The 14,215-nt window shown below is 72.3% G+C and carries 16 protein-coding genes and 1 other RNA gene; 15 read left to right on the plus strand and 2 right to left on the minus strand.

Annotated elements, in window-relative coordinates; genetic code table 11:
* The first annotated feature begins 50 nt into the window (after positions 1-50).
* Entirely contained in the window at positions 51-161 is a 111-nt protein-coding gene (locus tag A6V29_RS21360) for a divalent-cation tolerance protein CutA (RefSeq protein ID WP_283956377.1), read from the plus strand.
* A gap of 90 nt (positions 162-251) precedes the next feature.
* Positions 252-2,009: a putative bifunctional diguanylate cyclase/phosphodiesterase gene (locus A6V29_RS17675; RefSeq protein WP_249933318.1), complete on the plus strand. Its 1,758-nt coding sequence runs from the start codon at positions 252-254 to the stop codon at positions 2,007-2,009.
* 11 nt (positions 2,010-2,020) lie between these two features.
* Here A6V29_RS17675 and A6V29_RS17680 read toward each other — a convergent pair whose 3' ends face one another.
* Positions 2,021-2,323, minus strand: coding sequence for a DUF6343 family protein (locus tag A6V29_RS17680; RefSeq protein WP_137161529.1), 303 nt, complete (start codon positions 2,321-2,323; stop codon positions 2,021-2,023).
* Positions 2,324-2,369: 46 nt separating this feature from the next.
* Between A6V29_RS17680 and prfB the strand changes: the two genes are divergently transcribed.
* From prfB to ftsX, 3 genes are all read left to right on the plus strand, one after another.
* Positions 2,370-3,479, plus strand: a complete 1,110-nt coding sequence (prfB, locus tag A6V29_RS17685; RefSeq protein WP_137161530.1) for a peptide chain release factor 2 — start codon at positions 2,370-2,372, stop codon at positions 3,477-3,479.
* A 177-nt stretch (positions 3,480-3,656) separates the two neighbouring features.
* Positions 3,657-4,337, plus strand: coding sequence for a cell division ATP-binding protein FtsE (gene ftsE, locus A6V29_RS17690; RefSeq protein ID WP_212719565.1), 681 nt, complete (start codon positions 3,657-3,659; stop codon positions 4,335-4,337).
* A 48-nt stretch (positions 4,338-4,385) separates the two neighbouring features.
* Positions 4,386-5,270 (plus strand): permease-like cell division protein FtsX, encoded by an 885-nt coding sequence (ftsX, locus tag A6V29_RS17695; RefSeq protein WP_137161532.1) that lies wholly within the window; start codon positions 4,386-4,388, stop codon positions 5,268-5,270.
* Positions 5,271-5,332: 62 nt separating this feature from the next.
* Here the strand turns inward: ftsX and A6V29_RS17700 are convergent, their stop codons facing one another.
* Positions 5,333-6,211: a DUF559 domain-containing protein gene (locus A6V29_RS17700; RefSeq protein ID WP_137161533.1), complete on the minus strand. Its 879-nt coding sequence runs from the start codon at positions 6,209-6,211 to the stop codon at positions 5,333-5,335.
* 145 nt (positions 6,212-6,356) lie between these two features.
* Between A6V29_RS17700 and smpB the strand changes: the two genes are divergently transcribed.
* The 10 genes from smpB (at position 6,357) to ssrA (ending at position 14,158) form a co-directional block, all read left to right on the plus strand.
* Complete coding sequence (gene smpB, locus A6V29_RS17705) at positions 6,357-6,833, plus strand: SsrA-binding protein SmpB (RefSeq protein ID WP_137161534.1); 477 nt, start codon at positions 6,357-6,359, stop codon at positions 6,831-6,833.
* A 32-nt stretch (positions 6,834-6,865) separates the two neighbouring features.
* Positions 6,866-7,387 carry a hypothetical protein gene (locus A6V29_RS17710; RefSeq protein WP_137161535.1) on the plus strand — a complete coding sequence of 174 codons (522 nt, stop codon included), beginning with the start codon at positions 6,866-6,868 and terminating at the stop codon, positions 7,385-7,387.
* A 5-nt stretch (positions 7,388-7,392) separates the two neighbouring features.
* The gene (locus A6V29_RS17715) at positions 7,393-8,316 is read left to right on the plus strand and encodes an NADP-dependent oxidoreductase (protein WP_137161556.1); all 924 of its coding nucleotides are present in this window, start codon (positions 7,393-7,395) and stop codon (positions 8,314-8,316) included.
* Positions 8,313-9,215, plus strand: a complete 903-nt coding sequence (locus A6V29_RS17720) for an amidohydrolase family protein (RefSeq protein ID WP_137161536.1) — start codon at positions 8,313-8,315, stop codon at positions 9,213-9,215. Before A6V29_RS17715 ends, A6V29_RS17720 begins: the two co-directional genes overlap by 4 nt.
* The gene (locus tag A6V29_RS17725; RefSeq protein WP_137161537.1) at positions 9,215-9,592 is read left to right on the plus strand and encodes a VOC family protein; all 378 of its coding nucleotides are present in this window, start codon (positions 9,215-9,217) and stop codon (positions 9,590-9,592) included. The genes A6V29_RS17720 and A6V29_RS17725 overlap by 1 nt, the downstream gene beginning before the upstream one ends.
* 56 nt (positions 9,593-9,648) lie before the next feature.
* Positions 9,649-10,647 (plus strand): GNAT family N-acetyltransferase, encoded by a 999-nt coding sequence (locus tag A6V29_RS17730; protein ID WP_137161538.1) that lies wholly within the window; start codon positions 9,649-9,651, stop codon positions 10,645-10,647.
* 10 nt (positions 10,648-10,657) lie between these two features.
* Positions 10,658-11,536, plus strand: coding sequence for an SCO6745 family protein (locus tag A6V29_RS17735; protein WP_137161539.1), 879 nt, complete (start codon positions 10,658-10,660; stop codon positions 11,534-11,536).
* Between the two features lie 68 nt (positions 11,537-11,604).
* Positions 11,605-13,218, plus strand: a complete 1,614-nt coding sequence (locus A6V29_RS17740; RefSeq protein WP_137161540.1) for an SLC13 family permease — start codon at positions 11,605-11,607, stop codon at positions 13,216-13,218.
* Positions 13,219-13,221: 3 nt separating this feature from the next.
* Positions 13,222-13,650 carry a protein-tyrosine phosphatase family protein gene (locus A6V29_RS17745; RefSeq protein WP_137161541.1) on the plus strand — a complete coding sequence of 143 codons (429 nt, stop codon included), beginning with the start codon at positions 13,222-13,224 and terminating at the stop codon, positions 13,648-13,650.
* 132 nt (positions 13,651-13,782) lie between these two features.
* Positions 13,783-14,158: a transfer-messenger RNA gene (gene ssrA, locus A6V29_RS17750) on the plus strand.
* Positions 14,159-14,215 lie beyond the last annotated feature (57 nt).

Raw genomic sequence — 14,215 nt, forward strand, 5'->3', positions numbered from 1 at the left:
CGCTGGCCGACGCCGTCGTCGCCCGGGCGACGGAGCTGCACGGCTACGACGTGCCCTGCGTGCTGGTGATCCCGGTGGCCGACGGCAATCCGGACTACCTGCGGTGGGTCGTCGAGGAGACGCGGAGCCCGGCGGCGGACGGACACCCCCGTTCGGGTTGATTGCCCGCCGGCTGCCTGAGCCGGACCGCACCGATGCCGATGGAGGGACCACGGACGCCGTCGAGGGCGTCCACGGCAGCCGGAGGAATCGTGCGACCACGCCCGGGCGGTGACGACCCGTCCCTCGCCGCGCCCCGGCGCGACCGCGACGACGCGCGGGACGCCGCCCTGGTGGCCTCGGTCCTGGACGCCCTGCCCTCGCCGACGGTCCTCATCGACGGCGACGGCACGATGCTGCTCACCAACTCCGCGTGGGACTCGATGGCCGACGCCGTCGGCGACGACCTCCTGATCCGGGTCGGCGGCAACTACTTCGCGATGGCGCTGAACATGAAGGACGACGACGTCAACCGCGCGCTCATCGCCGACCTCGGCCGGCTCTCGAGGGGTGAGCGGCGACGGGTGTCGACCGACTACGCGCTGCCCCACAGCGGCGGGGTCATCTGGTTCCACCTGGAGGCCAGCCCGGTCGGGCGGAGCGGGCGGATCGTCATCACCCACACCGATGTGACCGCCCGCGTGCTGGCCGAGCGGGCGTCGTCCTGGCGGGCCCGGCACGACCACCTCACCGGTCTGCCCAACCGGGCGCACCTGCACGAGCTCATCGACGCGGAGCTGCAGCGGCCCGAGCGGCCGCGGCTGGCGGTCCTCTTCCTGGACGTCGACGGGTTCAAGGACGTCAACGACTCACTGAGCCACGACGTCGGCGACGAGCTGCTGCGGGAGCTGGCCGGCCGGCTCACGCAGAGCACCCGCGCCGAGGACACCGTCGGGCGGCTGGGCGGCGACGAGTTCGTCGTCCTGTGCCGGGACTGCGACCCCGAGGACGCCGAGCTGCTGGCGGGGCGCTTCCAGGCGACGTTCGACCGGCCGTTCCAGCTCGGTGCGCACACGGTGCGGCTCAGCGCCAGCATCGGCATCGCCGTCGTCGACGGCTCGGGCGGGCCGGAGCTCCGCTCGACCGATCTGGTCCGCGACGCCGACCTGGCCATGTACGCGGCCAAGGAGGCCGGCCGCAACCGGGTCCGCCACTTCACCCCGGACCTCCGGTCGGCCGTGCAGCAGAAGGTGCAGCTCGCCGCGGAGCTCCGGGGCGCCATCGACGGCGACCAGCTCGTCCTGCACTACCAGCCGATCAGGCACCTGCAGTCCGGCGAGTTCAGCGGGGTGGAGGCGCTGGTCCGCTGGCAGCACCCGGAGCGCGGTCTGCTGCCGCCCTCGGAGTTCGTGGCCCTGGCCGAGCAGCACGAACTGATCGTGCCGCTGACCCGGTGGGTGCTCGCGACCGCGACCCGTCAGGCGGCCGCCTGGGACGCGGCCGGGCTGCCGCTGGTCGTCGGCGTCAACATCAGCGCGCACCACTTCGCCGCCGGCACGCTGCAGGACGACGTCGCCGCGGCGCTGGAGGAGGCCGGCCTGCCGCCGGAGCGGCTGGTGCTGGAGCTCACCGAGACCAGCGTCGCCGAGGACCCGGAGCGGGCCGCCGCCCAGTTCGCCGGGCTGCGCAGGTCCGGCGTCGAGGTGTCGATCGACGACTTCGGCCAGGGCTTCTCCTCGCTCAGCCAGCTCATCTCGCTCCCCGTGGGCATGCTGAAGATCGACCGCAGCCTGGTGGTCGGCGCCGACGGCCCCACGAGCGCGGGGGCGGCCGCGATCGCCGCCGTCGTCGGCCTCGCCTCGGCGTTCGGGATGCGCACCCTCGCAGAGGGGGTGGAGACCGCCGAGCAGCTCGCCGTCGCCACCGAGCTCGGCTGCGCGTTCGCGCAGGGCTACCACCTCGCCCGGCCGATGCCGGCCGACCAGCTGGTGGAGTGGATGCACGCCCGGGAGCTGGTCCGCACGTCCTGAACGGCCGGCCGTCAGCCGGGTTCGCCCCGGGCCTTGCGGCGCACGATGATCACGATGTCGACGGCCGCCACGAGGGCGAAGAAGAGCAGCACGAACGACGGCCAGACCGGTAGGTCGGTGAGCAGCCAGCCGATCCCGCCACCCATGCAGACGAGCAGGCCGAAGGTGGCGAGGATCAGCCGCAGGGTCAGCGCGGACTGGGCCGGTGGCGCACCGGCGAAGCCCGCCGTCGGATCGTGGTAGTCGGGAAGGCCGCGCTCGTAGTCCTCACGCGTGCGGCCTGACCTGTCAGGTCGTTCACGGGGCTCGCTCATGCCACGGATGCCTACCCCTCGCGGTCGCGCACTACCCTGGCTAGCCGTGGCCGCTGACTTCTCCGTCGCACTCGACGAGCTCAACACGACCCTGGAGTCGATCGAGGCCGTCCTGGACGTCGACGACCTCCGGCGGGAGATCGCCGAGCTCGAGCAGCAGGCCGCGGCCCCCGACCTCTGGAACGACGTCGAGGCCGCCCAGGCGCTCACCTCCCGGCTGTCCTACCTGCAGGGCACGCTGCGCCGGGTGGAGGAGCTGCGCACCCGGCTGGACGACGTCGCGCTCATGCACGAGATGGCGGCGGACGAGGGCGACGACGCGACCCTCGCCGAGACCGAGAGCGAGCTGGAGAGCATCCGGTCGGTCGTCGACGAGCTCGAGGTGCGCACCCTGCTCAACGGCGAGTACGACTCGCGCGAGGCGCTGGTGACCATCCGCGCGGAGGCCGGAGGTGTCGACGCCGCCGACTTCGCCGACATGCTCATGCGCATGTACCTGCGCTGGGCGGAGCGGCACAAGTACCCCACCGAGGTGCTCGACGTCAGCTACGCCGAGGAGGCCGGCATCAAGTCGGCGACCTTCGCGGTCAAGGTCCCCTACGCCTACGGCACGCTCTCGGTGGAGCAGGGCACCCACCGCCTGGTGCGCATCTCGCCGTTCGACAACCAGGGGCGCCGGCAGACGTCGTTCGCCGGGGTCGAGGTGCTGCCCGTCGTCGAGCAGACCGACCACGTGGACATCCCGGAGAACGAGATCAAGGTCGACGTCTTCCGGTCGTCGGGGCCCGGCGGGCAGAGCGTGAACACCACCGACTCCGCCGTCCGGATGACCCACATCCCCACCGGCATCGTGGTGTCCTGCCAGAACGAGAAGAGCCAGATCCAGAACCGCGCCGCCGCGCTGAAGGTGCTGCAGGCCCGGCTGCTCGTCGTCCGCCAGCAGGAGCAGCGGGCCGAGATGGACGCGCTCAAGGGGGAGGGGAGCAGCTGGGGCAACCAGATGCGCTCCTACGTGCTGCACCCGTACCAGATGGTCAAGGACCTGCGGACCGAGCACGAGACCGGCAACACCGCGGCCGTGCTGGACGGCGAGATCGACGCGTTCATCGAGGCCGGAATCCGCTGGCGCCGTCAGCAGGAGGCCCCCGCAGCCTGAGGCTGTAGGGGAGGTCACTCCGGAGCGCTATCCGGCCCCGATCTCGACCCTGCGTGACGGGTGTCCTGGGCGGATGCGCGAGGGCGGTCACGGACGGCGAGAACGAGCCTGGCGAGTTCCGTGGCGAACGCCCGGTCGAGAGCCTCGTTGCTAGTACCGTGGCGCCTCGTGATCGAAATGCAACACGTCACCAAGCTCTACCCGGCCAGCGGACGGCCGGCCCTGGACGACGTGTCGACGGAGATCGACAAGGGGGAGTTCGTCTTCCTCATCGGCTCCTCCGGTTCGGGCAAGTCGACCTTCCTGCGGCTGCTGCTCAAGGAGGAGGACCCGACCTCCGGCACGATCAAGGTCAACGGCCAGACGCTCAACACGCTGAGCAAGTGGAAGGTGCCCAAGCTCCGCCGCACGATGGGCTGCGTCTTCCAGGACTTCCGCCTGCTGCGCAACCGCACCGTGGCGCAGAACGTCGCGTTCGCCCTCGAGGTCATCAACAAGCCGCAGCGCACCATCCGCCGCGTGGTGCCCGAGGTGCTCGAGATGGTCGGCCTGGAGGGCAAGGCCAACCGGCTGCCCGGCGAGCTCTCCGGTGGCGAGCAGCAGCGGGTGGCCATCGCCCGCGCGTTCGTGAACCGTCCGCTGGTCCTGCTCGCCGACGAGCCGACCGGCAACCTCGACCCGGAGACGAGCGAGGGGATCATGCTGCTGCTCGAGCGGATCAACCGCACCGGCACCACCGTGATCATGGCGACGCACGACTACCACATCGTCGACTCGATGCGTCGCCGCGTCATCGAGCTCAACGGGGGAGTCCTCACCCGCGACCAGTCGCGCGGCGTCTACGGCGTGGGCCGATGACCGCCGGCCGCTGACCCGGGCCGCTCCGAACTCCACGACAGGGAATCCATGCGCGTCAACTTCGTGCTCTCCGAGGTGGCCACCGGGCTGCGTCGCAACCTCACCATGACGGTCGCGATGATCCTGACGACGGCCATCTCGCTCGGTCTCATGGGCACCGGCCTGCTCATCGCCGGGATGATCTCCGACATGAAGGAGATCTACTACGACAAGGTGCAGGTCTCCATCTTCCTCGACGACGCCGTCACCGAGGAGCAGCGCGCGGCCATCCAGACGCAGCTGGACTCCTCCGACGAGGTCAAGGGCTACATCTACGAGACCAAGGAAGAGGCCTACGAGCGCTTCCAGCAGCAGTTCAGCCAGCAGCCCGAGCTGGTGCGCAACACCCCGCCGGACGCGCTGCCGGAGAGCTTCCGCGTCGAGCTGGTCAACCCCGAGCGCTACCCGGTCATCGCCGAGCAGTTCCCCAACGGCGAGAACGGCGTCGACCAGGTACGCGACGAGGGCGACTTCCTCGACCGGCTGTTCAGCCTGCTCAACGGCGCGCGCAACGCCACGATCGCCGTCGCCGTCGTCCAGGCGCTGGCCGCGCTGCTGCTGATCTCCAACACCATCCAGCTCGCCGCGTTCAACCGCCGCAACGAGACCAACATCATGCGGCTGGTCGGCGCCTCGCGCTGGTACACCCAGCTGCCGTTCATCCTCGAGGCGGCGCTCGCCGGGCTGATCGGCGCCCTGCTGGCCATCGGCGGGCTGGTGCTCACCAAGATCCTCTTCGTCGACAGGACGCTGGAGAGCCCGATCAAGGCCGGCATCATCCCGCCGGTCGACTGGGGCCAGATCGCCCTGATCAGCCCGGTCATCGCCGGCGCCGGCGTGGGCCTGGCCGGTATCGCCGCCTACGTGACGCTGCGCCTGTACGTGCGGCTCTAGCTCCGGGTGGCTTCTGCGATCTCGTGGCCGTCCGGTGCGCTACGGCCACGAGATCGCAGAAGTCAGCGCCCCAGCGCCCGGCGGACGGCGTCGACGACCTCCTGCGGACGCCCGATCACGTCGGCCGACGTGAAGCGCAGCACCGTCCACCCCGCCAGCACCAGCCGGTTCTGCCGCCGCAGATCGCGGACGAAGACCGAGCGCTCGCGGTGCACGTCGCCGTCGAACTCGACCAGCACCTTGCGGTCGGGCCACGCCAGATCGCCGAAGCCGATCTGGCGGCCCTGATCGTCGAGGGCGCGGAACTGCAGGGTCGGCCGCGGTAGCCCGGCTGCATGCAGCAGCCAGCGCACGATCGATTCCATGGGTGAGTCCACGTGTGGGTCCGCCACCGCGAGCACCTCTCGTGCCCGCACACTTCCACGGGGGATCGGTGCACGGGCGAGGGCCTGCTCGAGCTCGGCGGGCACGCACAGCGCCTGGAGCAGCTGGTCGGTGACGGCGAGCAGCCGGTCCGGTGGCAGCACCGCCGCGAGGTCACGCCAGGTACGGGCCGGCGTCGTCACGGCCACGCCCCACCGCCGCTCGACGTCCTCAGGTCCGAGGGGTGAACGGTGGAGGCGACGGTCCCGTCTGTTGCGGGCCCGCGAACCCGGCGGAACCGTCAGGTGGACCGGGCCGTCGCTGCCCGCCATGGGGATCTGCACCCTCCAGAGCGCGGCGGCGGTGTGGTGGCTGACGACGGTTCCGGCCGGCGCAGTGGCGAGGATCGCGAGCAGACGGGTGCGCAGATCCGCGACCTGCGCCCGCGGCAGGTAGGTGTCGCGCGACAGCCGGGTGATCTCGGCGTGGCGCAACTGCCAGTCGGAGATGCCGGCGTCCCGGGCGGCACGCCGGGTGCTGGGCGTGTGCAGCCGCGGGGGAACGGGACGGCTCGACACCGGCACAGCCTGCAGTGCGCAGGCGCGGGCCCGTGCCCGTCGTCCACAGGCCGAGCGGCGGCCGCGGTCACTTCTGCGGTCTCGTGGCCGTCCAGGTCCGCATGACCACGGGATCGCAGAAGTCGGGCGTCGGTAACCTGGGCGCATGCCGCGGGAACAGGGGCGCAAGCTCATCGCCCAGAACAAGAAGGCGCGGCACGACTACTCGGTCCTCGACACCTACGAGGTGGGCCTGGTGCTCACCGGCACCGAGGTGAAGAGCCTGCGTGCCGGCCGGGTCTCGCTCGTCGACGGGTTCGCCTCGATCGACGACGGCGAGGTGTGGCTGCACAACGTGCACATCGCCGAGTACATGGAGGGGACGTGGACCAACCACGCCCCGCGGCGCAAGCGCAAGGTGCTCATGCACCGCGCGGAGATCGACAAGCTGATCGGCAAGACCAAGGAGGGCGGGCTCACGCTCGTCCCGCTGGACCTGTACTTCAAGGACGGCAAGGTCAAGGCCACCCTCGCGCTGGCGAAGGGCAAGAAGTCCTACGACAAGCGGGCCGACCTGGCCGAGCGGGACTCCCGCCGCGAGATCCAGCGGGCCTTCGGCCGGTACGTGAAGGGTCGGCGCTGAAAAGCTCTTGAGCCGCCGGTGAGACTCCTCCCGTGTGGATGACGTTCGAGCGGATGCCCGACCGGCGCCCGGTGGAGACGCTCGTCGAACGGGACGACGGCGTCGTGTTCGCCATGCGCGGGGCGGGTGGTGGTGCGGACCTGCCGCACGACCTGGTGCACGCCGTCGTCGAGACCGCCCTCCCGCTGGCGGACGGTGTCTGGGGCTGCGTCGCCGACGGCGTGCTCTGGGGCAGCATGCGGCACGTCTCGGGACGCCGGCCGCCGCACTCCGCCGAGAAGTCCGACCGGCTCAAGCAGCAGCGGCGCGACGCGGTGATGCGGGCCGAGAACGTGGCCGACCTCGTCGGGCGGCTGGCGCGCGGCGAGCAGGTGCCCGGACACCTCGTCGCGGCCGCGGGCGTGCCCCGCGAGCGGATCGACGCCGCCGTCGAGGCGGTGCGGGACGCCGCCCGGCGGTGGGCCGCCCTCCCGGTGGGGGAGCGGTGGGTGGTCGAGTGGCCTCCGTCCCGCGAGCGCCCCCGCAGCCGCCCGGGAAGGACCCGCCTACGGTGAGCCCCATGCGGGGAGTGGCCTACGACAGGTTCGGTGACGACGACGTCCTGCAGGTGCGCGACGACCTGCCCGAGCCCCCGGTCGGGCCGGACACCGTGCTCGTGCGGGTGCGGGCCGCCGGGGTGAACCCGGTCGACCTGGCCATCCGCGCCGGCGGGCTCGCCTCCGCCTACCCGCACCACTTCCCGATCGTGCCCGGCTGGGACGTCGCCGGCACCGTCGAGGCGGTGGGCCCGGCCGTGGTCGCCTTCCGGCCCGGCGACGAGGTGTTCGGCTACGTCCGCCGCGACGACGTCCAGTGGGGGACGGCGGCCGAACTGGTGCCCGCGCCGCAGCGGTGCCTGGCGCGCAAGCCGGCGTCGCTCTCCTTCGCCGAGGCCGGCGCACTGCCGCTGGCCGGGCTGACCGCCTACCAGGCGCTGACCGAGGCTCTCGACGTCGGCGAGGGGGACCGCGTCCTGGTCCACCGCGCCGCGGGCGGGGTCGGGTTCAACGCGGTGCAGATCGCCGTGGCTCTCGGCGCCCACGTGATCGGGACGGCGAGCCCGCGCAACCACGGCTTCCTGGAGGACGCCGGCTGCGCCGAGGTGCTCGACTACTCCGCCGGGCCGATCAGCGCGCAGCTGTCCGAGCCCGTCGACGCGGTGCTCGACCTCGTCGGCGGGGCGACGCTCGCCGACGCGCCCGACCAGGTGCGCGACGTCGCCCGCATCGCGTCGGTCGTGTCCCCGCTGGTCAACGACATGGGCGGCCGGTACGTGTTCGTGCGGCCCGAGCAGCACGACCTGGAGGAGCTGGGCCGCATGGCCGACGCCGGCCAGCTGCGCGTCCCGATCGCGAAGGCCTTCCCGCTGGAGGAGCTCGTCGCGGCGCACCGGCTGGTGGGCGAGGGACACGTGCGCGGCAAGGTCGTGGTGACGCTCCCGTGAGCACGACGGTGCCGCCGGTCGACGACGCCGACGTCCCTCGGTTCTGGCGGGAGCTGGGGCTGCCCGGGCTCGTGGACGTGCACGTGCACTTCCTGCCCGAGCGGGTGCAGGCCAAGGTGTGGGAGTACTTCGGGCGGGCCCGCGACCACTACGGCACCGCGGCCTGGCCGATCACCTACCAGCTGCCCGTCGAGGACCGGCTCGCCGTCCTCGAGCGGCTGGGCGTGCGGGCGTTCACGACGCTGCCCTATCCGCACAAGCCGGGCATGGCGGCCTGGCTGAACGAGTGGTCCGCCGAGTTCGCCTCCGGCCGTCCGCAGGTGCTGCAGTCGGCGACGTTCTACCCGGAGCCGGGCGCGGCCGGGTACGTCGACGAGGCGTTGGAGCGCGGTGCCCGCGTGTTCAAGGTGCACGTGCAGGTGGGCGCGTTCGACCCGCGCGACCGGCTGCTCGACGAGGTGTGGGCGCGCCTCGAGGAGACCGGCACCCCGGTGGTCATCCACTGCGGCTCCGGGCCGCTGGCCGGCGAGCACACCGGCCCGGTGCCGATACAGGGGCTGCTCGAGCGGTTCTCCCGGCTGCAGCTGGTGATCGCCCACCTCGGGATGCCGGAGTACCGCGAGTTCCTCGACCTGGCCGAGCGGTACGAGCGGGTGCACCTGGACACGACGATGTTTGCCACCGACTTCACCGAGCGCGGGAGCAACGCCTTCGACCCCGCCGACCGGCCGCGGTTGTCGGACCTGCGGGGCAAGGTGCTGCTCGGCAGCGACTTCCCGTCGATCCCGTACCCGTACGCCCACCAGCTCGAGGCGCTGCACCGGCTCGGGCTGGGCGAGGAGTGGCTGCGCGCCGTCCTCTGGGAGAACGGCGCCCGCCTGTTCGGTCTGGAGGCCTGATGCCCTCGTTCTCCTTCACCGCGACCGTCCTCGGGACGCCGGACCCGCGCGGCCTGGCCCGCTTCTACCAACGGCTGCTCGGCTGGCCGCTGCGCGACGACACCGACGAGTGGGCGACGCTGCGGCCGGCCGATGGCAGCACCGGGTTGTCGTTCCAGCTCGAACGCGACCACGTGCCTCCGGTCTGGCCGCCCCATCCGGGCACCCAGCAGATGCAGCTGCACCTCGACTTCGAGGTCGACGACCTCGAGGCGGCGACGGCGGCCGCGCTGGAAGCGGGGGCCGACCGGATCGGCGGTTACGACGACCCCCACGAGCAGGTACGGATCTTCGCCGACCCCGCCGGGCACCCCTTCTGCCTGTTCGTCCCGGTCTGACCGCGGGCGCGGAAAACCGTCGCCCAGGGGGAGCCGCGGCCCTAGTGTTGCCGCTCGTGCCCGCGCTGCCGCCCCTGCCCGAGGGGTTCACCGCTCGCCCGCTCACTCCGGGCGACGTGCCCGCCGTCGCCGACCTGCTCGCCGCCGCGGAGGCGATCGACGACACCGGCGAGTTCCCCGACGCCGACGACATCACCGAGTGGTGGACGGGGTGGGACCTGGAGTTCGACCGCGACGGGCTGGCGGTCCTCGACCGGGACGGCGCGCTGGCCGGCTACGCGACCGTCATGGCCTCGCCCACCTTCCGCGACGACTACCGCGTCTACCTCGAGGGCCGGGTGCGCGCGGACGCGCGGGAGCGCGGCCTCGGCGGGCAGCTGCTCGCCTGGCAGCAGGCCCGCGGCGCGGAGCTGCACGGCGAGCGGCACCCGGAGGTGCCCGGCCGGCTGGTCGTCGAGGTCCCCGGCACGCTGCCGGCGCTGGAGCGGCTCGTCGAGCGGGCCGGCTTCGCCGCCGAGCGCTGGTACCGCTCGATGGAGCGCCCGCTGCGGGAGCTGCCCGAGCCGCGACGGGTCGCCGGCGTGCAGTTGGTGCCGTTCGACGCGGCGTGGGACGACGAGGTGCGGCGGGTCTACAACGTCGCCTTCGGTGAGCACCACGGGTCCAGCGAACGGGACGTCGAGTCGTGGCAGCGGCTCTACACCGGCACGCGGTCCTTCCGGCCCGACCTCTCGGTGCTGGCGATCGAGGCCGGCCGCGTCGTCGGCTTCGTGCTCGCCTCGGTGTTCGAGGCCGACACCGAGGCGCGCGGCTACCGGGAGGTGCACTACGGGCAGATCGGCGTCCTGCCGTCGGAGCGCGGCCGCGGACTGGCGTCGGCGATGATCGCCGCAGCCCTGCACGAGGCCGCGGCGCACGACTGCGCGGCGGCCGCGCTCGAGGTCGACAGCGACAACGTGACCGGGGCGCTGCGGCTCTACGAGGGGCTCGGCTTCCGGGCGGTGCGCACCCGGGTCTCCTGGTCGACGGCGCTGCCGGCTGCCGCGGGTGGTTAGGGTGCGGAGCATGGTCAGCGCCGATCCTACCTCCGTCCCGCTCGATCCACGGCAGATCGCTCGCGCGCACCGCGCCGTCGAGCTGCTGCACTCGCACGTGTACTTCGCGCCGGAGACCGAGCAGCACCTGACCGGGGTCGGCCTGCAGCCGGGCCGGATGTGCTACTTCGCCGGCCGCTCGGCACCCATGGGCGCGGTCGGCGCCGGCACCGTGGCGGCGACGTTCTACAACTTCTCCCCGGCGCTGATCGCCCGGTCCATCCCGGCGGCGTGGTCGCTGGCCACGCCCGAGCAGGTCCTCGCCGCCCGGCTGGACGCCGCGCGGGCGTCGCTCACCCGCCTGCTCGGTGACGCGGCGTCCTCCGACGAGGTGGCCGAGCTCGCCGGGCTGCTCCGCGATGCGTGCACCCCGCTGACCCCGGAGGGCCGCCCGCTGTACGCCGGCCACGCCGACCTGCCCTGGCCGGAGGAGCCGCTGCTGGTTCTGTGGCACGGGGCCACGCTGCTGCGCGAGCACCGCGGCGACGGGCACATCGCCGCGCTGCTGCACTCCGGGCTCTCCAGCCTGGAGGCGCTGGTGACCCACACCGCCATGGGGCGCGGGTTCACGCCGGAGGCCGCCAAGGCCACCCGCGGCTGGAGCGAGGAGGAGTGGACCGCCGCCGCCCGGGCGCTCGCCGACCGCGGCCTGCTCGACGACGCCGGACTCACCGAGGAGGGCGTCGAGCTGCGGGCGCGCCTGGAGGTGCACACCGACGCCCTGTCGGCCGACCCGTGGCTGCACCTCGGGCCGGAGCGCACCGCACGGGTCGTGGAGCTGGGCAAGGGCCTGTCGCGGCGGCTGGTGGCCGCCGGCGCACTCAGCGCGTCGGGGCTGGCCGGCAGCTGATCCGCCCAGGTCGCCGCGCCGCCCGGCCGACCCTACTGTTCGGTCGTTCCCCACCTACGGGAGGCGTGATGACCGCGACCGAGCGGCCCCTTGGCAAGCGCACCGACGTCGACGAGGCATTCCGCGGCAGCGCGACCTACCGCAGCCTGGGGGAGCAGGAGCTCAGCCCCGCCGAGGAGCGGTTCGAGAAGGCCCGGCGCACCACCGGGCTGTTCCTCGCGCCGGTGGTCACCGCCGTCGTCGCGTTCCTGCCGATCGACCTCCCGCGCGACCAGCACCTGCTCGCCGCGGTGCTGCTCGGCGTCATCGTCCTGTGGATCACCGAGCCGGTGCCGATCCCCGTCGGCGGCCTCATCGGCGTCGGCGCCATCGTCGTCCTGGGCGTGGTCCCGGCCGACGACGCGCTGGCCCCGTTCGGCTCGCCGACGATCTTCACGTTCATCGGGGCGTTCATCCTCGCGATGGCGATGCTCAAGCACGGCCTCGCGCGGCGCTTCGCGATGTTCGTGCTCTCGCTGAAGTGGGTCGGCGCCTCGACCTACCGGGTGGTCATCGCCTTCGGCGCGATCACCGCGCTGCTGTCGGCGTTCGTCTCCAACACCGCCACCGTCGCCATGCTGCTGCCGACGGCGCTCGGCATCCTCGCCGTCATCGCCAAGCTCCTGCAGGACAAGGAGCTGGTGAAGCCGGACTTCGACCCGCTGCGGCTGCGGGTCGGGGCGGCGCTGATGCTGATGCTCGCCTACGGCGCCAGCGTCGGCGGGCTGATCACCCCGGTGGGCACGCCGCCGAACCTGATCGGCCGCGGCCTCATCGAGGAGGCGACCGGTGAGCGGATCGGCTTCCTCGACTGGATGCTCATGGCGCTGCCCATCTGCGCCCTGATGTTCGTCGCGCTGGCCGCCGTGCTCCTGCTGCTGAACAAGCCGGAGATCCGCCGGATCGAGGGGGTCAGCGAGTACGTCCAGCAGGAGCGTCGGGAGCTCGGCCGCTTCTCCCGCGCGGAGAAGAACACGCTGATCGCGTTCGGCGCCACGGTGTTCTGCTGGATCTTCCCCGGCATCATCGCGATCACCTCCGGCACCGAGTCCGACCTCTACACGACGATCAGCGACCGGATGGACGAAGGCATCGTCGCCGTCCTCGGTGCGTCTCTGCTGTTCCTGCTGCCGACCGACTGGCAGGCGCGGGAGTTCACGCTCAACTGGAGCGACGCGGCGAAGATCGACTGGGGCACGATCATCCTGTTCGGGACCGGGATCATCTTCGGCTCGCTGCTGGCCAGCACGGGCCTGGCGGAGGAGATCGGCCAGACCTCCGCGAAGACCCTGGGGCTGAGCAGCACGTTCGCGATCACGATCTTCGCGGTGATCCTGGCGATCATCATCAGCGAGACGACGAGCAACACCGCCTCGGCCGCCGTCGTCGTGCCGATCATCATCCCGGTGGCCATGGCGGCCGGGATCAACCCGTTCGTGCCGGCGCTGGCGGCGACGTTCGCGGCCTCGTTCGGGTTCATGCTGCCGGTGTCGACGCCGCAGAACGCGATCGCCTACGGCTCCGGCGTCGTCCCGATCACGAAGATGATCCGCAGCGGCATCTCCTTCGACGTCCTCGGCGCGATCCTCATCGTGCTCCTGCTGCCGGTGATGGTGGACCTGGTGCTCGGCAGCGTCGGCTGAGCCGTGAGCGACTGGGCCGCCGAGCGGGGCGTCGTCCAGCTGCCCGGCGGTGGGCTGGTGCGCGGCCGCCGGGTGGACGACGTCGCCGGCGCGGCGGACTTCGCGCTGGTGCTGGCGGAGGGGCCGGTGCCGGAGTGGCCGCACTGGCGGGTGCGGTGGCCGGACTTCTGGGTGCCGCTGGACCGGGCGGATGCCCTCGACGCGCTGCGGGAGGTACGGGCACGGGCGCGGGCGGGCGAGCGGGTGGAGATCGCCTGCCGGGGCGGTGTGGGCCGGACCGGGACGGCGCTGGCCGCGCTCGCGGTGCTCGACGGCCTGCCGCCGGGCGACGCCGTCCGGTGGGTGCGGTCGGTGTACCACCGGCGGGCGGTGGAGACGCCGTGGCAGCGGTGGTGGCTCCGCGGCGTGCCGCGCTCAGCCCCGCCGAGTTGATCATCGTCTCCGTGCTCGCGGACACGCCGGGCGACGGCGTGTCGAGCGGCACGAATCCGATGATCGACGAGCCGCCGCTCGGGGGGAACACGACGGCGGCCGGGACCGTTAGGCTGTCTGCACAACTACACAGGGGGTGAATGGTCTCGACTTCGGTCGGGTGACCAGGGGAAGCGAGCCGAGGAAGCCAACGATCATCTCGTTAACGATCCGTTGGAAACCACACAAGCGCCGATTCCAATCAGCGCGACTTCGCTCTCGCTGCCTGATAGCAGCTAGGCGAGTCTGTCAGCCCGGGTTCGTCATCGACCCGGATCCTGGCATCAGCTAGATGACTCACCGCACGTGCCGGTCGCGGGCGCGGGCGGGACATCGCACAGCGACTGGGCCCGTCACGTCGACTTGTCTGCATGATCGACGGGGTCGAGCAGAGGCAACGCAGACTGCGCTCGGAGAAGCCCTGGTCGTGCGTCGAAGGACGCGGGTTCGATTCCCGCCACCTCCACCCTCGGACGAGAGCCCCGGTCGGGTCACCGACCGGGGCTCTCGCGCGTCACGGGCTCGG

This window comes from Blastococcus sp. CCUG 61487 (assembly GCF_005222955.1).
Classification (GTDB): Bacteria; Actinomycetota; Actinomycetes; order Mycobacteriales; family Geodermatophilaceae; genus Blastococcus.